We start from the raw sequence: 26,488 nt of genomic DNA, 5'->3' as shown, positions 1-26,488 counted from the left end.
TGACGATGGCCCTGCTCGCCGCCGGCGCGGCACAGGCGCGCGTGACGCGCATCGTCGTCGACGAGGTGTCGCCGCTGATCGGCGAGCAGCGCGGCTACGAGCAGATCCCGCGGACGCGCGTTCGGCGAGCTCGATCCGGCCGATCCGCACAACGCGGTGATCACCGACCTGAAGCTGGGCGCCGATGCCGACGGCCTCGTGCGCTACGAGACGAACTGGGTGCTCACCCGGCCCGTCGGTCGAAAGCCTTCGAGCGGCTTCCTGTGGCACGACGTGCCCAATCGCGGTGGCGACGTCCGGCTGCAGCCCGGGGAACTCGCCGCCGGCGACATCGGCCTGCGCAGCGGCTGGCAGGCCGACAACGCGGGCAACACCGGCGTGCCGCGCACGCGTCCTGAAGCGGCCCGCAACCACTACGTCCGCGTGCCGATCGCGCGCATCGACGGCAAGCCGGTGACCGGCAGCGTGGTGGCGCGCATCGTCAACCGCAGCGGGCCGGACTCGCAGCCGTTGATGGTGCAGGGCAACCCGATGCCCTACCTGCCGGTCTCGCTGGACACGAGGGGCGCCACGCTGACGGTCCACACGAAGGAGACCGTCGACGGCCGCATCACGACGGCCGGCACCGGCGACCCGAAGGACTGGGCCTTCGCCCGCTGCGATCGCGGACAAGCTTTCCCCGGCACGCCCATCGACATCGATCCGGCGCGCGCGCCGGCCAACCTGCCGATCCACGTCTGCCTGCGCAATGGCTTCGAAGCGGACAAGGTCTACCAGCTCGTCTACACGGCCGGCAACGCCTACGTGCTGGGCGTGGGGATGGCGGCGTTCCGCGACGTCGGCGCCTTCTTCCGCCACGCGAAGGCGGATGACGCCGGCACGCCCAACCCGATCGCCGGCCAGGTGCGGGGCAGCGCGATCCGGGGTGTCTCGCAATCGGGGAACATGGTCCGGCAGTTCCTGTTCATGGGCCTGAACCAGGACGAGGCCGGCCGCCAGGTCCACGACGGCGCGTGGGCCATCATCGCGGGACGGCGCGTCGCGGCGAACGCGCGCTGGGCGCAACCGGACGGCGTGCTGGAGCTTTTCCAGATGGGCAGCGAAGGGCCGCAATGGTGGGTCGACTGGGCCGACAAGGCGCGGGGCCTGCCCGCGAAGGGATTGCTGACCCGGTGTACCGCGAGCAGGACCTGCCCGAAGGTGTTCGAGCACTTCGGCGCCGCCGAGGTCTACGCGTTGAAGCTGTCGCTGGCATGGGTGGGATCGTCGGCGGATACCGACATCCCGCTCCCGCCGAACGTGCGCCGCTATTACGTCGCCGGCAGCCCGCATGGCGGCGGGGCTGGCGGCTTCCGTCACGAGGCGGAGAGCACGTCGTTCAGCTGTCCGGGCAATCACTTCGGGCAGGCGACGCTGGCGCCCAATCCGGTGCCGCATCGCGAGCTGCGCAACGTGTTGAGCGCGGCGATGCGCGATTGGGTGCTCAAGGGCACGTCGCCGCCGCCGAGTCGCTATCCGACGCTGGCCCGCGGCGAGCTCGCCGATCCGACGCGCGCGGCGATGGGCTTCCCGCGCGGCGTGCCGGGGATTCCTGAGCGCGTGTTCCTGCCGGAGAACTTCATCTTCCCCGTCTTCGATTACGACTGGGGTCCTGGCTTCGATCGCGTCGAAGCGTCAGGCGTGCCGGACCAGATCCCGCCGAAGATCAAACGCGTGCTGCCGGCGAAGGTGCCGCGCGTCGATGCCGATGGCAACGAGGTCGGCGGCGTACCGACGGTGCTGACGATGGCACCGCTGGGGACCTACCTCGGCTGGAACATCACCGCCAACGGCATCCATGCCGGGCAGGTCTGCAACTACGCCGGCGGCTATGTGCCGTTCGCGCGCACGCGCGCGGAGCGCGAGGCCAAGGGAGACCCGCGCTTGTCGCTGGAAGAGCGCTACCGCGATCACGCAGGCTACGTCGCCGCCGTGAAAGCGGCCGCAGAAAAAGCATCGGCGGAAGGATTTCTCCTGTCCGCCGATCGCGATCGTCTGCTCAAGGAAGCCTCCGAGAGCGAGGTGCTGCGCTGACTCAGCGCATCGCCGTCGGTGCAGGCGCCTCGGCGTCGATGCCGCCCGCCAGCGCCTTGTAGACGCCGACCAGCGAGGTCGCCGCCGCCGTCTGCGATTGCGCCAGCTGGTTGCGTGCGGTGAGCAGTTCGCGCTCGGCGTCGAGCACGGCGAGGAAGTCGCTGATGCCGACCTTGAAGCGTTCGCGTGCGATGTTGGCTGCGCGCTCCGCCGACACCGCCGCATCGAACAGCGCCTGCGCCTGCTGCTGGCTGCGGTTGTAGGTCACCAGCGCGCCTTCGGTCTCTTCCAGCGCGGCGAGCACGGTGCGCTCGTAGCTGATGAAGGCCGCTTCGTTGCGCGCGTCCGCCGCAGCGATCTGAGCACGGATGCGACCGAAGTCGATCAGGTTCCACACCAGCTGCGCGCCGAGGTTGTAGGCGTACGCCGGACCATCGCCCAGGTCGCCGATGCGCGAGGCGTTCTGGCCGATCGTGCCACCCAGCGTGATGCGCGGGAACATCGACGAACGCGCCACGCCGACACGCGCTGCAGCCGCGGCCGCCTGCGCTTCTGCAGCGCGGACGTCCGGGCGACGACGCAGCAGGTCCTCAGGGGTGCCGATGCGGTCCAGCGCGATCGTCTTCAGGCCCGGCAAGGGCTTGACGTCGGACAGCTCCACGTCGAGCGCCGTCGGCGGCTGACCCGTCAGCACCGCGAGGCGGTAGCGCGTGCGCGCCAGCGCCATTTCCAGTGCGGGAATCGTGGCCGCTGTGCTTTGCACCAGCGCGCGGGCGCGCTCGGTGTCGAAGCCGTTGCCGCGGCCCGCCTCCTGGCGACCGGCCACCAGCTTCAGCGCGCCCTGCTGCGTCTCCAGCGATTGCTGGGCAACGCGCAGTTGCTCCTGCAGACCGCGCAGCTCGAAGTAGTTGCGCGCCACTTCCGCCGCGACGCTGACCTGCGCCGAACGCAGGCCGGCCTCGCCGGCCAGCAGCTCGGCCGCAGTGGCTCGTCGCTCGTCGGACAGGCGACCGAACAGGTCCGCCTCCCAGCGCACGTCGAAGCCGACGGAGAACGCGTTGCTGCTCTGCGGATTGCCTTGGTAGTCCGGCGCACGGGCGCGGCCGGCCCCGGCCGTCAGGTCGACGGTCGGGAACAGCTGCGCATCGGCGAAGCGCGACAGCGCCCGCGCTTCGCGCAGGTTGGCCGAGGCGATGCGCAGGTCCGTGTTGGCCTGCAGCGCGCGGTTCACCAGCGAGTCCAGCCCGCTGTCGTTGAAGCCTTGCCAGAAGCGCCCCACCGGCGCCTGCGCCAGCGTGGCGCCGTCGCCTTGCGGCGCGTTGGCGAAGCCATTCGCCAGCGGCACTTCAGACTTCTTCGGCGCCGGGGCTGTCGAGCAGCCCGTGAGCGCCACCGTCGCGGCCGCCGCAGCGGCCATCAGAGAGACTCGGAAGAACATCATGCGCCCCCCTTGGTCGGGTTGCCCTTGGGCGTGTCGGCGTCGTCGACGCCCGGGTGGAACGGATGGGCGGCGGCATCGATCTGATGACGCAGCTCGACCGCGTGGGCGCGCTTCTTCTCGGTGCTCTTGCGCAGCAGCGCGTAGAAGACCGGCGTCAGGAAGATGCCGAACAGCGTCACGCCGACCATGCCGGAGAACACCGCGATGCCCATCGCGCGACGCATCTCGCTGCCCGCGCCGGAGCCCAGGATCAGCGGGATGACGCCCGCGCAGAAGGCGATCGAGGTCATCAGGATCGGACGCAGCCGCATGCGGCAGGCGTGGATGATCGCGTCGTGCAGCGCTTCGCCGCGTTCCTCGAGTTCCTTGGCAAACTCGACGATCAGGATCGCGTTCTTGCACGCCAGCCCGACCAGCACCACCAGCGCCACCTGCGAGAAGATGTTGAGATCCCCGGCCTGCGCGAACGGTGGGAAGTGCGACAGCCACACGCCGAAGAGCGCGGACAGGATGCACATCGGCACGATCAGGATGATGGCCAGCGGCAGCGACCAGCTTTCATACTGGGCCGCGAGGACCAGCACCACCAGCAGCACCGAGATCGCCAGCACGGCGCCCAGCGTCGGGATCGAGAAGCCGCCGACCTTGATGTCGCGCGTCAGCCGGTCCTGGTAGGTCAGCTCCGTCCACTCGTAGGTCATGCCGCGCGGCAGGTTCTTCAGGCGCTGCTCGATCTCCGCCTCGGCCTGGCCGCTGGAGAAACCGGGCTTGGCCGCGCCGTTGATGTCCGCGCTCGGGAAACCGTTGTAGCGCGTCACGCGCGTCGGTCCGAAGGTCGGATCGACGTTCATCAGCGCGCCCAGCGGCACCATCTCGTTCTTCTCGTTGCGCGTCTTCAGGTCGGTGATGCTGCCGGCGTTGGAACGGAAGGGTGCGTCCGCCTGCACGATGACCTGATACGTCTTGCCGAAGCGGCTGAAGTCGTTGACGTACAGCGAGCCGAGGTTGATCTGCAGCGTGTCGTAGATGTCCTGCAGCTTCACGCCCATCTGCTTGGCCTTGACCCGGTCGACGTGGGCGAAGAGCTGCGGCACGTTGATGTCGTAGGTCGAGTACGGCGTGCCGATGCCGCTCTTCGGGTCGCCGTAGATCGGACCCAGCGTGCCCCAGACGGCGCCGTAGAGCGCCTGCTCGCCGAGGCCGGAGCGGTCCTGCACCTGCACCTTGAAGCCGCCCGCGTTGCCCAGGCCGTCCACCGCCGGCGGCGGCACGACGAACATGCGCGCGCCCTGGATCTGCTGGATCGCGCCGTTGACCTTGCCCAGGATCGCGTCCTTGGACTTGTCGGCGGAGGTCCGGTTCTCGAATTCGTCCAGGCCGAAGAACACGATGCCTTCGTTGGGCGCGGCCGAGAAGCCGGCGATCGACAGGCCCGGGAAGGCGATCGAGTCACGGATGCCGGGCACCTTCAGCGCGATGTCGCTCATGCGCCGGATGACCTCTTCGGTGCGGTCCAGCGTGGCGCCGGCCGGCAGCTGCGCGATGCCGATCAGGTACTGCTTGTCCGGCGCCGGCACGAAGCCCGACGGGATGCGCGTGAACAGCAGCGCGGTCAGGCCCAGCAGGATCGCGTAGACGACCAGCGCGCCGCCCTTGCGCTTCAGGATGCCGGTGACGCCGCGGCTGTAGCCTTCGCTGCGGCGCTGGAAGAAGCAGTTGAACCAGTGGAAGAACCGGCCGAACAGCTTGTCCATCACCTTCATGATCGGGTCCTTGGGCGCGTCGTGCGGACGCAGCAGCAAGGCCGCCATGGCGGGCGACAGGGTCAGCGAGTTGAACGCCGAGATCACCGTCGAGATCGCGATCGTGACCGCGAACTGGCGATAGAACTGGCCCGACAGGCCCGGCACGAAGGTCAGCGGGATGAACACCGCGCACAGCACCAGCGCGATCGCGATGATGGGGCCGGAGACCTCCTGCATCGCCTTGATCGTCGCGGCATGCGGCGTGAGGCCGTCCTCGAGGTTGCGCTCGACATTCTCGACGACCACGATCGCATCGTCGACGACGATGCCGATGGCGAGCACCAGCCCGAACAGCGTCAGCGTGTTGATCGAGTAGCCCAGCAGCAGCAGCACCGCGAACGTGCCCACGATGGACACCGGCACGGCCAGCAGCGGGATGATCGACGCACGCCAGGTCTGCAGGAAGATGATCACCACCAGCACGACCAGCAGCACGGCCTCGATCAGGGTGTGGATGACCTTCTCGATGGACGTGGCGACGAAGCGCGTCGGGTCGTAGACGATGTCGTAGCTGACGCCGGCCGGGAAGCTGGTCTTCAGGCGCTCCATCGTCGCGCGCACATCCTTGGAGATGTTCAGCGCGTTGGACTGCGGGGCCTGGAAGATGCCGATACCGACCGCTTCCTTGTTGTTCAGCAGGCTGCGCAGCGCGTAGGTGCCGGGGCCCATCTCGACACGGCCCACGTCGCGCACGCGCACCAGCCCGCCGGTGGCGGTGTCGGTGCGGATGATGACGTCGGCGAATTCCTCCTCGGTGACGAGGCGGCCCTGCGTGTTGATCTGCAGCTGGAAGTCGGTGCCCTTGGGCGCCGGCGGCGCGCCGACGACACCGGCCGCCACCTGCGTGTTCTGCTCACGGATGGCGTTGGTGACGTCGGAGGCGGTCAGGCCGCGACCGGCCAGCTTGGCGGGGTCCAGCCAGACGCGCATCGCGTAGTCGCCGGAGCCGAAGACCTGCACCGAGCCCATGCCCTGCACGCGCAGCAGCTCGTCGCGGACCTGCAGCTGCGCGTAGTTGCGCAGGTACAGCGCGTCGCGGCTGTTGTCCGGGCTGACCATGTGGACGACCATGGTCAGGTTGGGACTGGACTTCTCGGTCGTCACGCCGATCTGCCGGACGATGTCGGGCAGGCGCGGCAGCGCGCGGTTGATGCGGTTCTGGACCGCCGTTTCCGCGGCTTCCGGGTTGGTGCCGATCTTGAAGGTGACCGTCAGCGTCATGCCACCGTCGGCGGTGGCCTGGCTGTCGAAGTACAGGACGTTTTCCAGCCCGTTGATCTGTTCCTCGAGCGGCGTGGCCACCGTCTCGGAGATCACGCGCGGATTGGCGCCGGGGAACTGGGCGCGCACGACGACCTGCGGCGGCGCGACCTCGGGGTACTCGGAGATGGGCAGCCGGAAGATCGCCAGCAGGCCCACCAGGAAGATGAAGATCGAGAGGACCGACGCAAAGCGCGGCCGCTCGATGAAGAAGCGTGAGATATCCATGGACGGCCTCGCGTCGGGTTACTTCGACGACGCGGCAGGAGCGGCGGGGGCGGCGCCTTGCGACGCGGCGACGGGGCGTCCCTTGTCGTCGAGCTTGGCCTGCTGCGGCGTGACCGGCGCGCCGGGCATCACATGCTGGAGGCCGTCGATGATCACGAGCTCGCCGGGCTTGACGCCCTGGACCACGCGGTAGCCGTCGAACAGGGCGCCGGCCACGACCGGACGCGGCGCCACGATGTTGTTGGCGCCGACCACCATCACGACCTTGTTGGCCTGGTCGGTGCCGATGGCGCGGTCGGGGATCAGCGTGGCGGTGTAGGAGCCGGACCCTTCCAGCCTGACGCGCGCGAACAGGCCCGGGGTGAAGAGCCCGTCCTTGTTGTCGAACACGGCACGGCCGCGGATGGTGGCGGTGGCCGGATTCAGGCGGTTGTCGACGAAGTCCATGCGGCCCTCGTGCGGGTAGCCCTGCTCGTTGGCCAGGCCGAGACGGATCCTGTTGGCCTGCTCGCGCTTGGCGCCACCGGCGCGAGCGGCGGCGGCGTACTTCAGGAAGGTGGCCTCGCTGGCGTCGAAGTAGGCGTAGACCTTGTCGCTGGAGACGACGGTGGTCAGCACCGGCTCGCCGACATTGACGAGGTTGCCGGGCGTCACGTTGGCGCGCGAGCTGCGGCCGGCGACCGGGGCGCGGACCTGCGTGAACTCGACGTTCAGCTTCGCCTGGGTGACGGCGGCTTCGGCGGCGCGGATGTTGGCCTCGTTGTTGCGGACGGCGGCCTTGAGCTGGTCGATCTCCTGCTGGCTGACGCCCTGGATGGCGACGAGCTTCTCGGCGCGGCCCAGGTCGGACTTGCTCAGGTCGGCGGCGGTGCGGGCGGCGGCGGCCTGCGCCTCGGCGCGGGCGAGCTCGGCCTGGAACGGACGCGGGTCGATGGTGAAGAGCGGGTCGCCCTTCTTGACGACCTGGCCTTCGCGGAAGTGGACCTTGTCGAGTGTTCCGGCGACACGGGCGCGGATCTCGACGGTGTCGGGCGCTTCCAGGCGCGCGGTGAATTCATCGAAGTCCTGGACTTCGCGCGAGATCGCCGGGGCGACCGTCACGGGCGGAGGGCCGCCATGCTGTTGTTGTTGATCCTGTTGTCCACAGGCGGTCAGCAGCAGCGCCACGAAGGCACCGGCGACGGCGTTGCGATTGAAAGAAGGTCCAGCCATGCATCACTCCCGAAAACGCCCGCGGCATCTGTTGCACCGCAGCGTGCGGCGGAATGTACGCGGTACACGAATCACCGACCAGTGCCTGGGGCAATACCTGCCCCTAGGCTGGAGGGCATACATCAACCTGATTGACTGCCTGGGCAAGGTTGTGAGCAAGTCTCGCGGGAGACACTGCCGGAAAACGTCAGGAGGCTGGGGGCTCGGAGGATTGGGCAAGGACGCCGGACTGAACCAGATTGGTGCTTCGGTCGGCCGGTCATCCCTTCGCGCGCCGCATCACGGGCAACAAAAAACCCGGGCATGGCCCGGGTTCTTCCTGGTGAGTCCATGAGGACCCTGGCGCGTTGCTCAATGCACGCCGTGCATCAGCTTCTTCATCACCGGGCTGAGCAGCATCAGCAGCACGCCGGCGCCCGCGGGGACGATGGTGAAGATGAGGAAGAAGGTGGACATCGAGTACGTCGACGAGATCGCGTCGATGTACGAGCCCGTCATGCCGGCGATCTTGTTGGCGATCGCCGCGTTGACGAACCAGACCCCGAACATCAGGCCCAGCAGGCGCGCCGGCGCCAGCTTGGAGATGTAGGACAGGCCGACCGGCGACAGGCAGAGCTCGCCCATCGTGTGCAGCAGGTAGGCCAGCGTCAGGAAGATCATGCTGACCTGCGCCGTCTTCGCACCCGCCGGGATGCCCGACGCGCCATACGACAGCGCCGCGAAGCCCAGGCCCAGCAGCACCAGGCCGACGCCGAACTTCACCGGACCGCTCGGGTTCCAGCGACGTTCCCACATCTTGCTGAACATCGGCGCCAGGATCACCAGGAAGAAGGAGTTCAGGACCCCGAACCAGGTGGCCGGAATCTCGGATTGCTCCATCTGGAACTCGCGGCCCAGCATCCACAGCGACAGGCCCCAGATCACCGCCAGCGCCAGCGCCAGCAGGGCGTTGGACAGCTTGTAGAGGCCCTCGGTGCTGCGGCCCAGCTTGACCAGCAGCCAGCTCAGGATCGCCACCGGGATCAGCGTCATCAGCGAGTTGACGATCTTGAAGATCAGCCCGCTCGTGCCCACCAGCGCGCGGTCGGTGTAGTCCGCAGCGAAGATGGTCATCGATCCGCCGGCCTGCTCGAAGGCGAACCAGAAGAAGATCGTGAAGAACGAGAACACGCCGATCGCGATCAGCCGGTCGCGCACGATGTGCGCGGGCGTGTCGTCCAGCGGCTCGCTCGCGTCCACCAGCGGCGCGTCCTTGCCCGGCGCACCGCCGATGTCGCCGAAGATGCCCTGCGCCAGCCAGAACTGCAGCGCGCCCAGGATCATGAACACCGCCGCCAGGCCGAAGCCGTAGTGCCAGCCGATCTTCTCGCCGATGTAGCCGCACAGCGAGATGCCGAAGAACGCGCCCGCGTTCACGCCCATGTAGAACAGCGTGTAGCCGCCGTCGCGCTGGCCCTCGTTGTCCTTGTTGTAGAGCTGGCCGACGATCGCCGAGATGTTCGGCTTGAACAGGCCCGTGCCCAGGATCACCAGACCCAGACCGACGTAGAAGGTCGCCTTGGTGTCGAAGAACAGCGCGATGTGGCCCGCCGCGATGATGAAGCCGCCCAGCACCACCGAGCGCCGCGTGCCGAGGAAGCGGTCCGCGATGTAGCCGCCGATGATCGGCGTCAGGTACACGAGCATCGTGTACGTGCCGTAGAGGCTCGTCGCCTCCTCGCGCGTCCAGCCCCAGCCGCCCTTGGCGGCCTCGGAGATCAGGTACAGCACGAGCAGCGCCCGCATGCCGTAGTAGGAGAACCGTTCCCACATTTCGGTGAAGAACAGGACGAACAGGCTGTTGGGCTGGCCGAGGATGGTCTGCCGCGCTCCGGGAGTTTGAATTGTGTTCAAACGACGCTCCGTGATGGATCGCTGAGGGATCAATGACCCGGCGCTCCGGGTCACGGGAAACCGCGTTCCAGGGATCAGAACGCGTTTGCCGCTGGTCCAGGCCCCGGATCGATCCGATCCCTTGGGGCCCGCCAGCGGCAGGCGGCGCCATTGTCAGCCAAAGGTCAGCTGGAACCGGCCCGTCGGCACTAGGGCTCACCCTAGGTAGGGATGGCCGTCAGGGGCGCTCTTCGCGCAGCAGCCGCAAGCCATTGAGCACCACCAGCAGGCTCGCGCCCGCGTCGGCCAGCACCGCCAGCCACAGGGACCCGATGCCCGCGAGCGTCAACGCCGCCACGATCGCCTTCAGCCCCAGCGCGACGACGATGTTCTGCTTCAACACCGTCGCGACGCGCTCGGACAGGTCGATCAGCTCGGGCAGCTTGCGCAGGTCGTCCTGCATCAGCGCGATGTCGGCGGTCTCCAGCGCGGTCGCGCTGCCGGCGGCGCCCATCGCGATCGCGATGTCGGCGCGGGCCAGCGCCGGCGCGTCGTTGACGCCGTCGCCGATCATCGCGACCGGTCCCTGCTCGTCCGCGAGCGTCGCGATCGCGTCGAGCTTGTCCTGCGGCAGCAGCGGCGCGCGCACGGCGACCTCCGGCATGCCGAGGCGGCCCGCCATCGCGACGGCGCTCGCGCGCTGGTCGCCGCTGAGCATCGTCAGCGACAGGCCGCGCGCGCGCAGCGTCTTGAGCACCTCGGCGGCCTCGCGTCTCGGCGTGTCCGACAGCGCCAGCAAGGCCAGCGTCTGCGCGCCTCGCATCAGCCAGACCAGCGTGTGGCCCTGCGCCTGCAGCGCGCGGGCCGCGTTGCGAGCCTCGTCGTCGACGGCGCCGCGCTGCTCGGCCAGACGTTCGTTGCCGAGCGCGAATTCGGCGCCGTCCAGTTGCGCGGTCAGGCCCAGGCCCGGCAGGTTCTGCAGGTGATCGACCGGCTCCAGCACGGACCCCACGCGCTGCGCGTGCGCCGCGACGATCGCCTGTGCGAGCGGGTGCGTGCTGCCGGCATCGAGCCGCGCGGCCAGGTGCAGCGCCTGATCGGCGTTCACCGACGGGTACAGCGGCTGCACCGCCGCCAGTTGCGGCTTGCCTTCGGTCAGCGTGCCGGTCTTGTCGAAGGCCAGCGTCTTCAGCTGCCGGGCGCGCTCCAGGTAGAGCCCGCCCTTGATCAGGATGCCGCGCCTCGCCGCCGCGGCCAAGCCGCTGACGACCGTCACCGGCGTGGAGATCACCAGCGCGCAGGGACACGCGATCACCAGCAGCACCAGGCCCTTGTAGATCCAGTCGCTCCAGGTCCCGAAGCCCAGCAGCGGCGGCAGCACCGCCAGCGCGACGGCCACGAGCACCACCGCCGGCGTGTACACGCGGGCGAAGCGGTCGATGAAGGCCTGCGTCGGCGCGCGCTGCGACTGGGCCTGCTGCACGGCCGCGGCCATGCGGTCGAGCAGCGTGTGACCCTTGCCGGCGGTGACGGTCATTTCGAGCAAGCCGTCACCGTTGATGCTGCCGGCCAAGAGCGCATCGCCGGGCGCCTTGTCGACCGGCATCGCCTCGCCGGTCAGGGCCGCTTCGTTCAGGCTGGAGCGGCCCGTGAGCAGGCGGCCGTCGAGCGGCACGCGTTCGCCCGGAGGGACACGAACCCGCGCGCCGATCGCCACGTCGGCCGCAGGCACCGAGGTCCAACGACCCTCGGCACCCTGCACCTGCGCGGTCTCCGGCGCGAGTTGCGTCAACGCGCGGATCGCGTCGCGGGCGCGAGCCAGGCTCAGGCTTTCCATCATCTCGGACAGGCCGAACAGCCACACCACCATCGCCGCCTCCGGCCACTGGCCGAGCACGATCGCACCGATGACCGCGAGGCTCATCAGCAGGTGGATGTTGAGCGTCACGCTCTTCAGCGCGATCCAGCCCTTGCGCAAGGTCGGCAGACCGCCGAGCAGCATCGTCGCGACCGCCAGCGCGATCACCAGCGGACCGGACTCGTCGAATCCGGAGAACGCCAGCGTCTCCGCCGCGATCGCGGCAACGCCGGCGACCGCCATGCGCCAGCGCAGGCTGGTCGAGATCGCCGGCGGCGGCACGGGCGGCGGGGCTTCGGCCTCGATGGCCTCGGCGCTCATGCCGGCCGCGCTGATCGCGGCGCGCAACGGCGCGTCGTCGGGCAGGCGGTGGTGCACATCGAGCAGGCGGTTGATCAGATCGAACTCCAGCGCGACCACGCCGTGCTTGCCTTGGAGTTGCTTGCGCAGCAGGCCTTCCTCGGTGGGGCAATCCATGCCGGCGATGAAGTAGCGCTGGCGTGTGGTGCCGGCCAGTTCCTCGGCGCTCGGGGCCGGAGACTTCGGCGCGGGCGCCGCGCACGATGCGCCATGCCCGTGGTCGTGGTCGTGGTCGTGGTCGTGGTCGTGGTCGTGGTCGTGGTCGTGACCCTGCCCGTGTCCGTGCGCATGGCCCGCGTGTCGATGCGCGGGCGTCGGGGCCGGCGCGACGGGTGGCGCTGTCGCGACGTCGGCGGCGTGACCGCAACATCCCCCGCAGGACGAAGCCGAAGACTCGGGCGCGGCGGGGCGGTGATCGTGTTCCTGATGTGCCATGGGGTCGATTGGATAGTCTGTAGCCGCTCCAAGGTCAAGCGGCTATCCTGATCGACATGCGAATCGGCGAACTGAGCAAGTCCACCGGCGTGGACATCGAAACCATCCGCTTCTACGAGAAGAGCGGCCTGATGCCTCCGCCCGCGCGGAGCGAGAACGGCTACCGCGACTACGCCCATGAGCACCTGGAGCGTCTGGCCTTCATCCGGCACTGCCGGGCGCTGGACATGTCGCTGGCGGACGTCACGCTGCTGCTGAACAGTCTGGAGACCCGCGATCCGGAGGAGCTCGTGAAGGTCGACGTGTTGGTGGCGTCGCAGCTCGGCAAGGTCCGCGCTCGGCTGCAGAGCATGCGGGCGCTGGAGGCGCAGCTCGTCGCCCTGCAGAAGCGCTGCGACGCGGACCACGACCATCACGCCTGCGGGATCCTCGAAGAGCTCGTGTCGGCGGCGCATGGCGAGGCGTGCGCCTGCCATCCGGATGAGGCGCCGACAGCGCCGCGCAGCAGCGTCGCTCGTACCTGACGCTCAGCCCGCCGACGGCAGCGCGGCCTGCACGAGCCGCTCCCGCAGCCGCGGTACCGCGAAGTCGATGAACGCCCGCAGCTTCAATGGCAGCCGGCTCTGGCTGCGCGGCGCATACATCAGATGCACCGGCCGCGGCGCGGGCTCGAAGGGCTCCAGCACGAGTCGCAGCCGACCTGCCCGGACGTCCTCGTTCACCTGGTACGACAGCACCCGCGCCAGGCCCGCGCCGGCGCGCGCGGGCATCGATGGCGGCGTCGATCGTCGTCACGCTCAGGCGCGATCGGAACGTCCCAGTGCGCACCGCGCCATCCTGCCGGAACGGCCACGCGCCGTCGCTGGAGAGACTCCCGAAGGACACCACGCGGTGGCGACGCAGGTCGTCCGGCGTCTCCGGCGCCCCGTGACTGGCGAGGTAGGCGGGCGAGGCGCAGAGGACGTGGCGGCACTCGCCGAGTCGCGTGGCGACCAGGCTGCTGTCCGGCAACTCGCCGATGCGCAGGGCGACGTCGATCTGGTCGTCGAGGAAATGCGTGACCCGGTCGGTGAACTTGAGCTCCACGGCGATTTCGGGAAAGGCATCCAGGAACGCCATCACCGTTGGCAGCACGTGCAAGCGCCCGAACATCGTCGGCGCGGTCACGATCAGCTCGCCGCGCGGCTCGGTGTACTCGCCGGCGGCGGCGCGCTCGGCTTCGTCGAGCTGGTCGAGGATCGTCCGCGCCGCCTCCACGTAGGAGCGTCCCGCGTCGGTCAGGTCCAGGCCCTTGGCCGAGCGGATCAGCAGGGACGCGCGCAGGTGCTTCTCCAGGTCGGCGACCTTGCGGCTCACGGTCGCCAGCGGCAGCCCGAGCCGCTGACTCGCCTTCGACAGGCTGCCGGCGTCCACGGCGGCGATCAGCATCGCCATTGCGTCGATTCGATCCATGCGCACTCGCGACCGGGCGTCAGCGGCCAGGCCTTCCAGTTTTCGGGAGGATTGCTCTCGATCCTAGCGGCTTCCGCAGGAATCCGGGAATGCGGAGACTGCATCCCATGCCTTCCAAGGCGGGTCGCCGACCCGGGGAGGGCGCCAAGGACACCGCCATGAGCGCCACCAACATTGCCATCCGCCACCGCACCGCGACCGTTCTCGGTCGCCAGGTGTTCTATCGCGAGGCCGGCGACCCGACCGCGCCGACCTTGCTGCTGCTGCACGGGCTGCCGACCAGCAGCCGGATGTTCAATCCGCTGATCCCGCTGCTGGCGGACCGCTTCCACGTGATCGCGCCGGACTACATCGGCTTCGGTCACTCGGACGCGCCCAAGCGCGAGGACTTCGCGTACACCTTCGACCACCTGGCGGCGCATGTCGCCGGGCTCGTCGACGCACTCGAACTGAGCTCGTACACGCTCTACATGCAGGACTACGGCGGTCCGATCGGTTTCCGTCTCTTTCAGCAACGGCCCGAGCAGGTGAAGGGCTTCATCATCCAGAACGCCAACGCCTACCTGGACGGCGTGGGCGAGGAAGCCAAGTCGGTGTTCGGCCCGCTGTGGGCATCGCGCACGCCGGAGAGCGAAGCGCCCGCGCGCCAGCTCATCACCATGGCCGGCACGAAGTGGCACTGGCTGGTCGGCGTGAAGGACCCCGAGTTGATCGACCCGGATCACTGGATCGTCGATCAGGCGCTGCTGGACCGGCCCGGCATGCAGGACGCCAACGTCGACCTGCTGGAGAACTACAAGACCAACGTCGCGCTCTATCCGGAGTGGCAGGCCGCCTTCCGCCGCTACCGCCCGAAAACGCTGATCGTCTGGGGGAAGAACGATCCGATCTTCATCCCGCCCGGTGCGCGTGCCTACCTGAACGACCTGCCCGAGGCCAGGCTGGTCTGGCTGGACGGCGGCCACTTCGTGCTGGATGAGTTCGCCCCGCAGGTCGCGGCGGAGATCAAGGCGGTCTTCGGCTGAACCAGGGATGAACCAGGGATGAACCAGGGGTGAGCCTGGGACGAGCCGGCGCCTCGGCTCAGCGCGGCATGGCCCGGGCGAATTCCTCCAGCCGTCGGCGGAGTTCGTCCCGGACCAACCGCAGCGCGGGCGACAGCTGTGCGCGGCCCGGCACGATCAGGTGCAGCGGCGCCGGGTCACCGCGCCAGTGCGGATTGACGTGGACCAGCTGGCCGCTGGCCAGTTCCTGGGCCACGTCCGGCCACGACTTGTAGGCCAGCCCCAGGCCGGCCAGCGCCCAGCGCTTGACGACCTCGCCGTCGTCGGCGACGCGACGTCCGGCGAGCGGCAGTCCCACTGGCTGGTCGGCGATCTCGACGGGCCAGTGGGTCGGCACCTCGCCGGCGACGAGGTAGCGCAGCGCCTCGTGGCGCGGCATGTCCTCGGGCGACGCCGGCATGCCATTCAGCGCCAGGTAATGCGGCGCGGCGACCAGCACCCGGCGGCAGTCCGGCAGCAGCGGCAACGCGACCTGGGCACCGCTCGCCGGTTGGCCGTAGCGGACGGCGGCGTCGACGGGGCGTCGCAGCAGGTCCGTCAGCGGATCGCCGATCTGCAATCGCAGCGTGAGCGCTGGATGGCGTTCCTGGAACTGTTCCAGCCACGGCAGCAGCACATGGCGGCCCAGGTCGGAGGGCACCGTCAGATGCAGTTCGCCGCTGAGCGCCTCGCGCCCTGCAAGCGCTTCATCGCGCCCATCGATCAGCGCCCGCAACGCGGCGCGCGCATGCGGCAGGTAGCGCTGGCCCTCCCCGGACAGGCGCAGGCTGCGGGTGCTGCGCACGAACAGCGGGAAGCCCAGCTCCTCCTCCAGGCGCTTGAGCGACGCGCTGGCAGCGGCGGGTGACCAGTCCAGGGCCTTCGCCGCGGCCGTGAGGTTGCCGAGGTCGGCGATGCGCACCAGCAGTTCGAGGTCAGCAATCCGGGCCATTGTTCGATTTTCTTTGAAAAAGCTTCGTCCGCCAGGGACCTCAACCCCGAGCCCGTCCGTTCCAGACTGTCAACCATCAAACAGCCTGGAACAAACATGGACACTCAACCCGCCCCAGCCCATGCCTCCTCCGCCTTCACGGCGGACACCGTCAGCGTCGTCTTCGGCGGCACCTCCGGCATCGGGCGCGCCATGGCGGACGCGCTCCGCGCACGCCCGGGCCGCGTCGTCGTCGCGGGTCGATCGACCGACCTGGACATCGCCGATCCGGCGGCCGTGGAGGCCTTCCTCGCCACGATCGGACCGGTGGACCATGTCGTCGTCACCGCGGGGTCGCAAGCGCCGGGCGGCCCCGTCGCCTCGCTGAACCTGGCCGCCGCCAAGGCGGCGTTCGACGTCAAGTTCTGGGGCGCGATCGCCGTGGCCCGAGCGGCCGCCGGCCGGCTGCGCCCGGGCGGCACGCTGACCTTGACCTCGGGCTTCCTGGCGCGACGCGCCACGCCCGGCACCTTCGTCAAGACGGCGATGAACGCCGCGATCGAGGCCGGCGCCAAGGTGCTGGCGCGCGAACTGGCCCCGTTGCGCATCAACGTCGTCAGCCCCGGACTGACCGACACGGAGGCCTACGACGGCATGGCGCCCGCGGCACGCGACGCGATGCTGACCAGGGCAGCGTCGACCTTGCCCGCCGGCCGCGCGGGTCGCCCGCAGGACATTGCCGCCGGATATCTGTTCGTCATCGACAACCCGTTCGTCACCGGCGCCGTCATCGACATCGACGGCGGCGCCCTCATCCAGTGACCCGGGGCGATTCGCCCGACCCCTCCTCAAGGATCCCCATGACCGATCTCTTCACCCCGATCATCCTCGGCCCGCTGACGCTGCCCCACCGCGTCGTGATGGCGCCGATGACCCGCGCCCGGAGCACCCAGCCCGGCAACATCCCCAACACGCTGATGGCCGACTACTACGCACAGCGCGCGAGCGCCGCGCTGATCGTCAGCGAAGCCACGCAGATCTCGCCGCAGGGGCAGGGCTACAGCTTCACGCCGGGCATCCACAGCGACGAACAGGTCGCCGGCTGGCAGCTCGTCACCCGGGCGGTGCACCGCGCCGGCGGCCGCATGGTGCTGCAGCTGTGGCACGTCGGCCGGATGTCGCATCCGGTCTTCCACGACGGCGGACTGCCGGTCGCACCGTCGGCGCTGTCGCCCGAGGCGCGCGTCTGGGTCGCCGGCGAGGACGGCATCGGCCGCATGGTCGACTGCCTGGTGCCGCGCGCGCTGTCGCGCGACGAGATCCGCGCCGTCGTCGACGACTTCCGTCGCGCCGCCGCCAACGCGATGCGCGCGGGCTTCGACGGCGTGGAGATCCATGCCGCCAACGGCTACCTGATCGACCAGTTCCTGCGCACGACCTCCAACCACCGAGAAGACGAGTACGGCGGTCCCCGCGAGCACCGCCTGCGCTTCCTGCTGGAGGTGGTGGACGCCGTGGCCGCCGAGGTGGATCCGGCGCGCATCGGCGTGCGCATGGCGCCCTTCATCACCGCGCGCAACATGGACTGCCCCGACATTATCCCGACCATCCTGCAGGCCGCGCGCGAGCTGTCCCGCCGAGGCGTCGGCTACCTCCATCTGGCCGAGGCAGACTGGGACGATGCGCCGCAGGTGCCGGAGGACTTCCGCCGCGCGCTGCGCGAGACCTACGACGGCAGGATCATCGTCGCGGGTGGCTACGACGCCGCGCGCGCCCGGTCGTTGCTGGCCTCGGGTCTGGTGGACCTGGTCGCGTTCGGGCGCGCGTTCATCGCCAACCCGGACCTGCCAGCGCGGCTGCGGCAAGACCTGCCCCTCGCGGGCTTCGACGCCAAGTCGCTCTTCGGCGGCACCGCGGCCGGGTACAGCGACTATCCGGCGGCCACCGAGACCGCCGCGGGCGTCACGGCCGTCGCCGCCTGACCGGCCAGCCGCCTGTCCCCGGGCGCCGATCCGTGACGGAGTCGGCGCTTTCCCGCCCCACCGGGGCGCGGGGGCTGCCGCGACCGTTCAGGTCGGAGCCCGAACGGACGATGTAGAGTCCGGGCCGCCCACGTTACAACTTCAAGACATGTCGACACGTGGCCGGCCTGCCCTCCGCTCCCCACGTCTGTCATGCGTGTCTGTTCACTGTCATCGGTCAAGAACCGGATCGTCCTCGGTCAGCCGCTCGCCTTCAGCGTGCGCGACACCGACAGGACGCTGCTGCTTGCGCGCGGGCAGGTGATCGCCGACGCGGCGCAGCTCGACGCGCTGATGCGTCGCGGCGCGCTGGTCGACGCGAACGAACTCGCCGAGTCCGCGCGCCAGGCCACGCCCGCGCCGACGCGCTCCGCCGCCTACCTGCGCGACCGGCTGCCCGAGGAATGGGACCGCGGCATGCAGGATGTGCGCAACGCCCTCTCGGCGTCGCCCGATCGCATGGCCGGGGCGCTCGACGGCGCGACGGCGCTGATGCTGACCCTGATCGACAGCTCGCCCGAGGTCGCACTCTCACAGGTGGTGCGACAGCCTGAATCCACTAGCGGGCACTACGGCGTTACGCATTCCTTGCATGCAGCCACCGCGTGCCACGCGGCGGCCCGCTATCTGGGTTGGGGTCCGGACGACCAGCGGCGCGCCTTCCAGGCCGCGCTGACGATGAACCTGGGCATGCTGGACCTGCAGGCGCGGCTGTCCAGCCAGGTCTCGCCGCTGACGTCGATGCAGCGCGAGGCGATCAATGAACATCCGATCCGCAGCGTCGAAATGCTGAGCGCCGCTGGCATCGACGATCCCGACTGGCTGGACGCCGTGCTGCAGCACCACGAGACGCCGGACGGACGCGGCTACCCGCACGGGATCAGCGACGTCGGCGAACTGGCCGAGATGCTGCGCTACGCCGACATCTACACCGCGCGCCTGAGCAGCCGGGCCAACCGGCCCGCGATGAGCGCCGCACAGGCGGGTCGCGAGCTCCACCAGATGGCGGCGCAAAGCCCGCTGGCGGCGGCGCTGATCAAGTCCTTCGGCATCTTTCCGCCGGGCAGCCTGGTGCGGCTGGCCAGCGGCGAGGTGGGGCTGGTCGTGCGCAACGGCGACAAGGCGCACCGTCCGATGGTGTCGGCCTTGACCAACGCCAATGGCGAGCCGCGCCACACGCCGGTGCTGCGCGACAGCAGCCGCGAGGACCACGCCGTGGTCGCCCTGCTGCCCACGCACGCCTCGCCGATCCGCCTCTCCGACGAGCGCATCGCCGCGCTGATCGCCAGCGCGTAGCGGCCACGAGGGGCGCCCTGCAAAGCCTTGCAGCCGACCCACCTCGATGCATCACACCTGCAAGGATCCACCCCTCTTTCGGTAGAGCTGGACCCATGCCCTCGCGCGCAGACTCCGCCGCTTTTGGACATGGGGGATGCATGTGGGTCAAGTCGTCGAACTGAAATCGGGGCGCTGGCGCGCGGTGATCGCGCCGGATCGCGGCGGACGGTTGCGCTGGCTGGGGGAGAGCGGGCCCGGCGGTCGTCAACCGTGGCTGCGCCCGCTGCTGATCGAGCGGGGCAGGCTGATCGGCGGCGGCGCGGTGAGACTGGCGCCTCCGTCCGACGTGCCCGAGGACATGGCGGTCCTGGTCCCGGACCCGGGCGCCTTCGACGAGCCTTGGCGCGTCACCCAGCAGGCGCCCGACGCGATGACGCTGATGCTGCATCCTCGCAGCCCCTCGCCGGGCACCTGGGGGTTGCAGGCGAGCCAGACCTTCCGCCTGGACGAACACCGGCTGGACTGGAGCCTGTCGGTGCGCAACCTGAGCCGCATGCCGATGCCGGCGCGCCTGGGGTGGCTGCTGAACTTCCCGGAAGACTTCGCCGACGCCGCGTGGCTGGACGACTCCCTGGACGTGGTGAAGCTCTCCGGCCGCGATCAAGCGGAGCGGCGCGATCCCTGGTGCGGCATCGCCTCGCTGAGCGGCGCCGGCGGGCGCATCGCGCTGCTGCGCGGCGAGCCGCCGCTGGACACCTTGAGCTTCGAGCGCCATGCGACGCGGAGTTCGGTCCAGCTCCGGCTGATGACCCCGGACACGCCGCGGCTGCAGCCGCTGCCGCGCGGCGAGGAGCTGACGCTGCGCGTGTCGATCGACCTGCTGGAGCCGCGGACGCCGCCGCTGCCGCGCGTGCCGCCGGACCATCCCGCCGGGTCGCTGATCCTCTGAGCGCCGATGGGCGAGACGAGGTCCGCACGCGCGTCGGCCGGGGCACCCGCGGGGAAGGTGGCACCTATACTGCCGCGCGCTGCTCCTGCGGCCTCCCCCCATGCCGACGCTGCCCTCCCTCGCCGCCTTCCGGCCCTATCTGCGCGACGCCTTGCGCGACGATCTCGTCGCCGCCGTGGTGGTCAGCGTCCTCCTGATCCCGCAGAGCCTGGCCTACGCGATGCTCGCGGGGCTGCCGCCGCAGGTGGGCCTCTACGCGAGCCTGCTGCCGCCGTTGTTCTACGCGGCGCTGGGTTCCAGCCCCTTCCTCAACATCGGCCCGGTCGCGGTGCTGGCGCTGATGATCATGCAGACGCTGCAGCTGGCGCCCGCCGGCGTTAGCCCGAGCGAGGCCGCGCTGGTGCTGTCCGCCGAGGTCGGCCTGTTCCTCGGCGCGGCGGCGCTGCTGCGCCTGCACGCGCTGGCCGCGCTGCTGTCGGTGCCGGTGCTGCACGGATTCGAATCGGGCGCGACGATCGCCATCGCCGCCAGCCAGCTGCCGGTGCTGATCGGCTCGACGGCGACCGGCGGCACGCTGCCGGAGCTGTGGCGCTCGCTGTCGGCCCACGGCTTCGACTGGCGCGGCGTCGCGGCGCTGTTCGGGGTCGTGTCGCTGCTGGCGCTGGTCGTGGTGCGGCGGTTGCCGAAGGGCTTCGTCTCCCGGATCGCGCCGCTGGCCGTGCTGCTCATCGGCATCGGCGTCGCGTGGGGCTGGGATCCGCAGGGCCTGCCGCGTGTCGGCGAGCTGCCGCCGCTGGCGCTGGTCTTCACGCTGCCGCGGCTGGATCCCGAGCTCTGGACCGCGATGCTGCCCGGCGCCGCGCTGATCGGCCTGCTCGGCTACGTGTCCAGCCTCGCGGTGGCGGAATCGCTGGCGCGTCGGGTCGGTCAACGCGTCGACGCGCGGCGCGAACTGATGGGCCTGTCCGTCGCCAATCTGGCGGCGGCGATCTCGGGCGGCATGCCCGCCGCCGCGAGCTTCTCGCGCAGCGTGCTGATGAGCGACGCGGGCAGCCGCACGCGCATGACCGGCGTCTTCGTCGCCGCGATGATGGGCCTCGTGCTGCTGACCTTGTCACCGCTGCTGGCCTGGGTGCCCAAGCCGGTGCTGGCGGCCAGCATCATGGTCGCGGTGCTGTCGGGCCTGAAGTTCGGTCCCTATGCCGATGCCTGGCGCTACGACCGCGCCGAGGCCCTGCTCATGACGGCGGTGACGCTGCTGGTGATCTTCGTCGGCATCACCGCGGCCCTGGGCCTGGGCGTGGCGAGCGCGATCGCGCTGCTGCTGCAGCGCAGCGCCCGGCCGCACGTCGCGCTGATCGGACGCATTCCCGGCACCGAGCACTATCGCAACGTCGAGCGCTACCAGGTCGAGCTCGATCCGGAAGTCCTCGGCCTGCGCATCGACGAGAGCCTGCTGTTCCTCAACGGCCGCAGCCTGGCCGACGTCGTCCAGGCCCACCTCGACACGCACCCGACCACGCGGCGCGTGCTGCTGCAGATGTCGCCGGTCAACAGCATCGACTTCAGCGGCCTGAGCGCGCTGAAGGAACTGCACGAGACGCTCGAGCGCCAGGGCCGGCGACTCGACCTCAGCGAGGTCAAGGGGCCGGTGCTCGACCGGCTCAAGGCCAGCGGCTGGGAATCGTGGTTCCGCGGGCGCCTGTACCTGTCGCATCACCTGGGGATGCGCGACGCGGGCTGACGCTCAATGCACCTCGTTCAGATGCCCATGCTTGCGCAGGTCGGGGATCAGGAAGCAGACGAGGAAGGCGAAGAAGCACATCACCGAGACGTACAGATAGAACGCGCTCTCGACGTTCGCCGACTTGAGGCTCAGCGCGACGAACTCCGCCGAGCCGCCGAAGATCGCGTTGCCGATCGCATACGACAGGCCGACGCCCAGCGCGCGGATCTCCGGCGGGAACATCTCCGCCTTGATCAGCCCGCCGATCGAGGTGTACAGCGACACGATCGCCATCGCCAGGATGATCAGCCCGAAGGCCGCGTACGGGCTCTGCACGCCCTTGAGCGCCGACAGGATCGGCCACGTGCACAGCGCACCGAGGATGCCGAACCACAGCATCGAGGTCCGCCGCCCGATGCGGTCCGACAACGCGCCGAACAGCGGCTGCATGCACATGTAGACGAACAGCGCCGCCGTCATCACGGTGCTCGCCACCTTCTTGTCCATGCCCACGCTCAGCACCAGGTACTTCTGCATGTAGGTCGTGTACGTGTAGAAGGCCAGCGACCCGCCCGCGGTGAAGCCCAGCACGATCAGGAACGAACGCATGTGCTTGCTGAACAGCTCGCGCATCGAGCCCGATTCCTTGCGGTCGAGCTGCTCCGCCTTCGCGGTCTCAGCCAGCGAGCGGCGCAGGTAGAACGCGATCACCGCCGTCGCGGCGCCCGCCGCGAACGGGATGCGCCAGCCCCAGTCATGCATCTGCGTCTCGGTCAGCGTCTGCTCCAGGACCGCCACGACCAGCACCGCCAGCAGCTGGCCGCCGATCAGCGTCACGTACTGGAAGGACGCGTAGAACCCGCGCTGGCCGCGCAGCGCGACCTCGCTCATGTAGGTGGCGCTGGTGCCGTACTCGCCGCCCACCGACAGGCCCTGGAACAGCCGCGCCGCCAGCAGCAGCGCCGGCGCCAGGACGCCGATGGTCTCGTAGGTCGGCATGCAGGCGATGGCCAGCGAGCCGCCGCACATCATCAGCACCGAGATCATCATGGCCGTCTTGCGGCCCTTGCGGTCGGCGATCCGGCCGAACAGCCAGCCGCCGATCGGCCGCATCAGGAAACCCGCCGCGAACACGCCCGCCGTGTTGAGCAGCTGGACCGTGGGATCGCCCTTCGGGAAGAACGCGTGCGCGAAATAGATCGACGTGAACGCGTAGACGTAGAAGTCGAACCATTCGACCAGGTTGCCGGACGACGCGCCGACGATGGCGAAGATGCGATCGCGCTTCTCGTGCGCGGTGTAGTGCCCGGGGACACCGGACGCCGGCGACATCGCGCCGCCGGACAGGGGAGGGGTGTTGGCATTCATGCCGGCAGCCTACTCCCGCGATGGAAAACCCGCAGGCGTGGTTCGGACGAACCGAACGCCACGCGCACCACGGATGGGCTACCCCATTTCGGCCACCGCCAATCGCACGCCGAAGGCCAGGAACAGCGCGCCGATGCCGCGGTTGAGCCATCGCCCGAGCGCGCGCGCCCACCCCTGCCCACGTGCGCGGGCGCCCGCCACGGCGCTCGACCAGGCGAGCAGGTGGCACCACAGCATCCCGTTCACGTTGAAGACGGCGCCCAGGAACAGGAAGGCGACCGCCTTGCTCGGCGCGTCGGCCGAGATGAACTGCGGGACGAAGGCCAGGAAGAACAGTCCGACCTTGGGGTTCAGCACGTTGGTGAGGAAGCCCTGCGCAAAGATCTTCCGCAGCGGGGCCGCGGGGAGCGGCGTCGGGCCTTGCTCCTGGCGCGCGTCCTCCGCCCGGGCCTCGGCCGCGCGGCGCTTGAACAGCATGCCGACGCCGAGGTACACGAGGTAGGCCGCGCCGAGCAGCTTCACCACGGTGAACGCCGCCGTCGAGGCCGACAGCAGCGCCGACAGGCCCAGCGCCGCGGCCAGGATGTGGACGCAGGTGCCGGCACCGATGCCGAGCGCCGCCGCCGAGCCGGCGCGGAAGCCCTGCGTGGCGCTGCGCGCCATGATCAGCAGCGAGTCCGGTCCCGGCGTCATGTTGAGCAGCAGGCCGGAAGCGATGAAGAGGCCGAGGTCGTGGGTGCCGAGCATCGAATGCATCTCCTGAAAGGCCGCCATCATGCCCGCCCCCGCTTGCGCGGACCGCGCGAGATTCGCGCAGTGATTGTTCCGATCTTTTCAACGGACTGTTGCGAAGGAATGGATTTAAGGGTGAACCCTTATCGTTCATAGTTCATCCCATCGACACACCGAAACCGCTTCCGGGAATCTCCACAAGGCGACGGCTTGAAACCTCCGGGCAACCGACGGATTTCAAACGAAACCGAATTGAATCCCTGGCGCAATCGACGGGTCGAATCATCCACCCCGTGCCCCTTCGCTGTTGCCCTGGGACCGAATCTGAAAGGAAAGATCATGAGCACCAAGAACATCCTGGCTTCCGTCCTGTTCGCTTCCGCCGCCCTGGTGGCCGGCAGCGCGATGGCCAACGACAACCCGCACACCCAGCCCGTCAACACCCCCAGCGCCGTGAGCCGCGCCGAAGTGCTGGCCGACCTGGAGATCTACCGCGAGTCCGGCCTGGCCGCCGTCGAGCAGTCGGAAACCTACGGCTACGACAACGCCCGCCGCGATGCCGCCCAGGCCAAGTACGCCCAACTGCGCAGCTCGCCGTACTACGCGACGCTGGTGAAGAAGTTCGGTGGCAGCGCCCCGGCCACTTCCGTCGCCGGCCGCTGATTCCCGTTCCTGATACCCGCCTGCAAGCACCCCCTGAGAGAGAACTCGAACAATAGATTGGTAGAGAGCATTTTTTGAGGTCAAGGGCTCCGGCCCTGGTCGGTGGCGGTTCTCCGCACTCCTCCCTCCTGTCCGTCACCGACCGCCTATACCCCCTCGGATGAGCCACTACTCGCCGAGGGGGTTTTCTTTTGCTTAAGCACCAATTAAGTCTCCGCGCTGTCCGATACTCCTTCCGATATTCAACCGGCAGGGGCGACATATTCATCCGGCATTCGCCCACATCTCCCCGGAACCGCGTGTGACACGGGAATGCGGCGCGCAACGCGCACGACCGTGCGGAATCCCGGAGAATCGCCCCGCGGCCCCCCAGCAGTCCCCCTCTTCGGGCCGCCAGATCAAGGGCATCGGATGGACCGGATCGTGCAAATGCGGGCGTTCGCCCGGGTGGTGGAAACCGGCAGCTTCACCAAGGCGGCTGACTCGATGGATCTCCCCAAGGCCAGCCTGACGCGGCTGGTGCAGGCGCTGGAAGCGCGGCTGCGGGTCCAGTTGCTGACGCGCACCACCCGCAAGGTGACCGTCACGCAGGATGGCGCCGCCTACTACGAGCGGACGATGGCCCTCTTGAGCGAGCTCGAGGCCATCGACCAGGGGATGCTCCACGACCAGAGCAAGCCGCGCGGCCGCTTGCGTGTCGACGTGACGACGCTGACCGGATCGCGGGTGCTGATTCCCGCGCTCGGAGACTTCCACGAGCGCTATCCCGACATCCAGATCGCCCTGGGTGTCAGCGACCGCGCGATCGATCTGCTGGTCGACAACGTCGACTTCGTGCTGCGCGTCGGCGCGGTGCAGGACGCCGGCCTGGTCGCGCGTCGCGTCGGGCAGATCCAGTTCTGCACCTGCGCGTCGCCGGCCTACCTCGCCAAGCACGGCACGCCGGAGACGCCCGAGGACCTGGACCGAGAGCCCCACCAGGCCGTGGGCTACTTCTCGTCGCGGACCGGGCGCGTGTTCCCGTTCGTGTTCCATCGCGGCGACGAGCGCATCGAGGTCGAGGGCCGCCGCCGGCTCGACGTCAATGACAGCAACGCCTACGTCGCCGCCGGGCTGGCGGGACTGGGCGTCGTCCAGCTGGCGAAATACGCGGTCCAGGACGAGCTCACGAGCGGCGAGCTCGTGCCGCTGTTCCCGGAGTGGCACCACAACGCGGTACCGGTCTACCTGGTCTATTCGCCCAACCGCTACGTGTCGGCGCGCATGCGCGTGTTCATCGAGTGGGTGGCCGAGACGCTGGCGAAAAAAGGCCTCGGCCCGGATTGATCCGGTCGATGGCGTCGATCGCTCAGACGGCGCCGGCCGGCGCGCCGCCGCGGCCGGCCAGCCACACCACGAGCAGCACCATCAGCAGCACCCACAGCACGACGATGGCCGCGCCGACCTTGAGGTTGCGCGGCAGCCGGCCGCGCTGCTCGGCGGCACGCAGGCGCGCCCGCGCGATCACCTGCGGCGGCATCAGCCGCAGCACCAGCCAGAAGCCGAGCGGTACCAGGATCAGATCGTCGAGCAGGCCGAGCACCGGGATGAAGTCCGGGATCAGATCGATCGGGCTGAGCGCGTAGGCGGCGACCGCGATCGCCACGAAGCGCGCCAGCCAGGGCGCCTCCGGATCGCGTGCCGCGTAGAAGACGGTGAGCAGCTCGCCCTTGAGCAGGGCGGCCCAGCGCTTGAGGGATCCGCGTTTCATCCGCCCATCATGCGCCAGCCGCGGGGGCGGC

General features: G+C 69.5%; 20 protein-coding genes and 1 pseudogene. 10 read left to right on the top strand and 11 right to left on the bottom strand.

The genetic code is table 11. The features are described from left to right. Positions 1-156: 156 nt before the first annotated feature. Positions 157-2,073, top strand: coding sequence for an alpha/beta hydrolase domain-containing protein (locus ACFJIX_RS08395; protein ID WP_377159117.1), 1,917 nt, complete (start codon positions 157-159; stop codon positions 2,071-2,073). A 1-nt stretch (position 2,074) separates the two neighbouring features. On the opposite strand, the gene ACFJIX_RS08390 is transcribed toward ACFJIX_RS08395, so the two are convergent. From ACFJIX_RS08390 to ACFJIX_RS08370, 5 genes are all read right to left on the bottom strand, one after another. After that, the gene (locus ACFJIX_RS08390; protein WP_377159116.1) at positions 2,075-3,490 is read right to left on the bottom strand and encodes an efflux transporter outer membrane subunit; all 1,416 of its coding nucleotides are present in this window, start codon (positions 3,488-3,490) and stop codon (positions 2,075-2,077) included. Between the two features lie 20 nt (positions 3,491-3,510). Further along, complete coding sequence (locus tag ACFJIX_RS08385) at positions 3,511-6,807, bottom strand: efflux RND transporter permease subunit (protein WP_377159115.1); 3,297 nt, start codon at positions 6,805-6,807, stop codon at positions 3,511-3,513. Between the two features lie 18 nt (positions 6,808-6,825). Further along, positions 6,826-8,019: an efflux RND transporter periplasmic adaptor subunit gene (locus ACFJIX_RS08380; RefSeq protein WP_377159114.1), complete on the bottom strand. Its 1,194-nt coding sequence runs from the start codon at positions 8,017-8,019 to the stop codon at positions 6,826-6,828. A gap of 351 nt (positions 8,020-8,370) precedes the next feature. Continuing rightward, positions 8,371-9,912 carry a peptide MFS transporter gene (locus ACFJIX_RS08375; protein ID WP_377159113.1) on the bottom strand — a complete coding sequence of 514 codons (1,542 nt, stop codon included), beginning with the start codon at positions 9,910-9,912 and terminating at the stop codon, positions 8,371-8,373. 217 nt (positions 9,913-10,129) lie between these two features. Next, positions 10,130-12,544 (bottom strand): heavy metal translocating P-type ATPase, encoded by a 2,415-nt coding sequence (locus ACFJIX_RS08370; RefSeq protein ID WP_377159112.1) that lies wholly within the window; start codon positions 12,542-12,544, stop codon positions 10,130-10,132. Positions 12,545-12,600: 56 nt separating this feature from the next. Here ACFJIX_RS08370 and ACFJIX_RS08365 point away from each other — a divergent pair, with 56 nt between their 5' ends. Further along, the gene (locus ACFJIX_RS08365; RefSeq protein ID WP_377159111.1) at positions 12,601-13,068 is read left to right on the top strand and encodes a Cd(II)/Pb(II)-responsive transcriptional regulator; all 468 of its coding nucleotides are present in this window, start codon (positions 12,601-12,603) and stop codon (positions 13,066-13,068) included. A 3-nt stretch (positions 13,069-13,071) separates the two neighbouring features. Here ACFJIX_RS08365 and ACFJIX_RS08360 read toward each other — a convergent pair whose 3' ends face one another. Then, positions 13,072-13,314 carry a LysR substrate-binding domain-containing protein gene (locus ACFJIX_RS08360; RefSeq protein WP_377159110.1) on the bottom strand — a complete coding sequence of 81 codons (243 nt, stop codon included), beginning with the start codon at positions 13,312-13,314 and terminating at the stop codon, positions 13,072-13,074. 55 nt (positions 13,315-13,369) lie between these two features. Further along, a pseudogene (locus ACFJIX_RS08355) lies at positions 13,370-13,972 on the bottom strand (LysR substrate-binding domain-containing protein); the annotation flags it as partial. Positions 13,973-14,154: 182 nt separating this feature from the next. Between ACFJIX_RS08355 and ACFJIX_RS08350 the strand changes: the two are divergent. Continuing rightward, positions 14,155-15,021: an alpha/beta fold hydrolase gene (locus tag ACFJIX_RS08350; RefSeq protein ID WP_377159109.1), complete on the top strand. Its 867-nt coding sequence runs from the start codon at positions 14,155-14,157 to the stop codon at positions 15,019-15,021. A gap of 58 nt (positions 15,022-15,079) precedes the next feature. On the opposite strand, the gene ACFJIX_RS08345 is transcribed toward ACFJIX_RS08350, so the two are convergent. Then, complete coding sequence (locus ACFJIX_RS08345) at positions 15,080-15,991, bottom strand: LysR family transcriptional regulator (protein WP_377159108.1); 912 nt, start codon at positions 15,989-15,991, stop codon at positions 15,080-15,082. A gap of 96 nt (positions 15,992-16,087) precedes the next feature. Between ACFJIX_RS08345 and ACFJIX_RS08340 the strand changes: the two genes are divergently transcribed. The 5 genes from ACFJIX_RS08340 (at position 16,088) to ACFJIX_RS08320 (ending at position 21,962) form a co-directional block, all read left to right on the top strand. After that, on the top strand, positions 16,088-16,792 hold the full coding sequence (locus tag ACFJIX_RS08340) for an SDR family oxidoreductase (RefSeq protein WP_377159107.1): 705 nt from the start codon (positions 16,088-16,090) through the stop codon (positions 16,790-16,792). A 38-nt stretch (positions 16,793-16,830) separates the two neighbouring features. Continuing rightward, positions 16,831-17,952, top strand: coding sequence for an alkene reductase (locus ACFJIX_RS08335; protein WP_377159106.1), 1,122 nt, complete (start codon positions 16,831-16,833; stop codon positions 17,950-17,952). 192 nt (positions 17,953-18,144) lie between these two features. Then, a complete protein-coding gene (locus ACFJIX_RS08330) occupies positions 18,145-19,287 on the top strand; it encodes an HD-GYP domain-containing protein (protein ID WP_377159105.1) in 1,143 nt (380 codons plus the stop codon). 136 nt (positions 19,288-19,423) lie between these two features. Beyond that, complete coding sequence (locus ACFJIX_RS08325) at positions 19,424-20,218, top strand: hypothetical protein (protein ID WP_377159104.1); 795 nt, start codon at positions 19,424-19,426, stop codon at positions 20,216-20,218. Between the two features lie 100 nt (positions 20,219-20,318). Next, positions 20,319-21,962: a SulP family inorganic anion transporter gene (locus ACFJIX_RS08320; RefSeq protein WP_377159103.1), complete on the top strand. Its 1,644-nt coding sequence runs from the start codon at positions 20,319-20,321 to the stop codon at positions 21,960-21,962. Positions 21,963-21,965: 3 nt separating this feature from the next. On the opposite strand, the gene ACFJIX_RS08315 is transcribed toward ACFJIX_RS08320, so the two are convergent. Beyond that, a complete protein-coding gene (locus ACFJIX_RS08315) occupies positions 21,966-23,312 on the bottom strand; it encodes an MFS family transporter (protein ID WP_377159102.1) in 1,347 nt (448 codons plus the stop codon). 78 nt (positions 23,313-23,390) lie between these two features. Continuing rightward, positions 23,391-24,059: a LysE family translocator gene (locus ACFJIX_RS08310; protein WP_377159101.1), complete on the bottom strand. Its 669-nt coding sequence runs from the start codon at positions 24,057-24,059 to the stop codon at positions 23,391-23,393. 324 nt (positions 24,060-24,383) lie between these two features. On the opposite strand from ACFJIX_RS08310, the gene ACFJIX_RS08305 reads away from it, so the two are divergent. After that, positions 24,384-24,707, top strand: coding sequence for a DUF4148 domain-containing protein (locus ACFJIX_RS08305; RefSeq protein WP_377159100.1), 324 nt, complete (start codon positions 24,384-24,386; stop codon positions 24,705-24,707). Positions 24,708-25,136: 429 nt separating this feature from the next. After that, the gene (locus ACFJIX_RS08300; RefSeq protein ID WP_377159099.1) at positions 25,137-26,033 is read left to right on the top strand and encodes a LysR family transcriptional regulator; all 897 of its coding nucleotides are present in this window, start codon (positions 25,137-25,139) and stop codon (positions 26,031-26,033) included. 22 nt (positions 26,034-26,055) lie between these two features. On the opposite strand, the gene ACFJIX_RS08295 is transcribed toward ACFJIX_RS08300, so the two are convergent. Then, positions 26,056-26,457 (bottom strand): YkvA family protein, encoded by a 402-nt coding sequence (locus tag ACFJIX_RS08295; RefSeq protein ID WP_377159098.1) that lies wholly within the window; start codon positions 26,455-26,457, stop codon positions 26,056-26,058. Positions 26,458-26,488: the final 31 nt, after the last annotated feature.

The sequence above is a fragment of the Roseateles sp. UC29_93 genome, assembly GCF_042695725.1.
Lineage (GTDB): Bacteria > Pseudomonadota > Gammaproteobacteria > Burkholderiales > Burkholderiaceae_C > Roseateles > Roseateles noduli_A.
Note: the sequence above shows the minus strand (reverse complement) of the source record. Positions and strands in the feature narration are given on the sequence as shown.

Bases quoted from the DNA above. Each gene is read 5' to 3' on its own strand.
- ACFJIX_RS08390 (WP_377159116.1), bottom strand. From the start codon at position 3,490: ATGGCCGCTGCGGCGGCCGCGACGGTGGCGCTCACGGGCTGCTCGACA.
- ACFJIX_RS08385 (WP_377159115.1), bottom strand. From the start codon at position 6,807: ATGGATATCTCACGCTTCTTCATCGAGCGGCCGCGCTTTGCGTCGGTC.
- ACFJIX_RS08380 (WP_377159114.1), bottom strand. From the start codon at position 8,019: ATGGCTGGACCTTCTTTCAATCGCAACGCCGTCGCCGGTGCCTTCGTG.
- ACFJIX_RS08370 (WP_377159112.1), bottom strand. From the start codon at position 12,544: ATGGCACATCAGGAACACGATCACCGCCCCGCCGCGCCCGAGTCTTCG.
- ACFJIX_RS08365 (WP_377159111.1), top strand. From the start codon at position 12,601: ATGCGAATCGGCGAACTGAGCAAGTCCACCGGCGTGGACATCGAAACC.
- ACFJIX_RS08360 (WP_377159110.1), bottom strand. From the start codon at position 13,314: ATGCCCGCGCGCGCCGGCGCGGGCCTGGCGCGGGTGCTGTCGTACCAG.
- ACFJIX_RS08350 (WP_377159109.1), top strand. From the start codon at position 14,155: ATGAGCGCCACCAACATTGCCATCCGCCACCGCACCGCGACCGTTCTC.
- ACFJIX_RS08345 (WP_377159108.1), bottom strand. From the start codon at position 15,991: ATGGCCCGGATTGCTGACCTCGAACTGCTGGTGCGCATCGCCGACCTC.
- ACFJIX_RS08340 (WP_377159107.1), top strand. From the start codon at position 16,088: ATGGACACTCAACCCGCCCCAGCCCATGCCTCCTCCGCCTTCACGGCG.
- ACFJIX_RS08335 (WP_377159106.1), top strand. From the start codon at position 16,831: ATGACCGATCTCTTCACCCCGATCATCCTCGGCCCGCTGACGCTGCCC.
- ACFJIX_RS08330 (WP_377159105.1), top strand. From the start codon at position 18,145: ATGCGTGTCTGTTCACTGTCATCGGTCAAGAACCGGATCGTCCTCGGT.
- ACFJIX_RS08325 (WP_377159104.1), top strand. From the start codon at position 19,424: ATGCATGTGGGTCAAGTCGTCGAACTGAAATCGGGGCGCTGGCGCGCG.
- ACFJIX_RS08320 (WP_377159103.1), top strand. From the start codon at position 20,319: ATGCCGACGCTGCCCTCCCTCGCCGCCTTCCGGCCCTATCTGCGCGAC.
- ACFJIX_RS08315 (WP_377159102.1), bottom strand. From the start codon at position 23,312: ATGAATGCCAACACCCCTCCCCTGTCCGGCGGCGCGATGTCGCCGGCG.
- ACFJIX_RS08310 (WP_377159101.1), bottom strand. From the start codon at position 24,059: ATGCTCGGCACCCACGACCTCGGCCTCTTCATCGCTTCCGGCCTGCTG.
- ACFJIX_RS08305 (WP_377159100.1), top strand. From the start codon at position 24,384: ATGAGCACCAAGAACATCCTGGCTTCCGTCCTGTTCGCTTCCGCCGCC.
- ACFJIX_RS08300 (WP_377159099.1), top strand. From the start codon at position 25,137: ATGCGGGCGTTCGCCCGGGTGGTGGAAACCGGCAGCTTCACCAAGGCG.
- ACFJIX_RS08295 (WP_377159098.1), bottom strand. From the start codon at position 26,457: ATGAAACGCGGATCCCTCAAGCGCTGGGCCGCCCTGCTCAAGGGCGAG.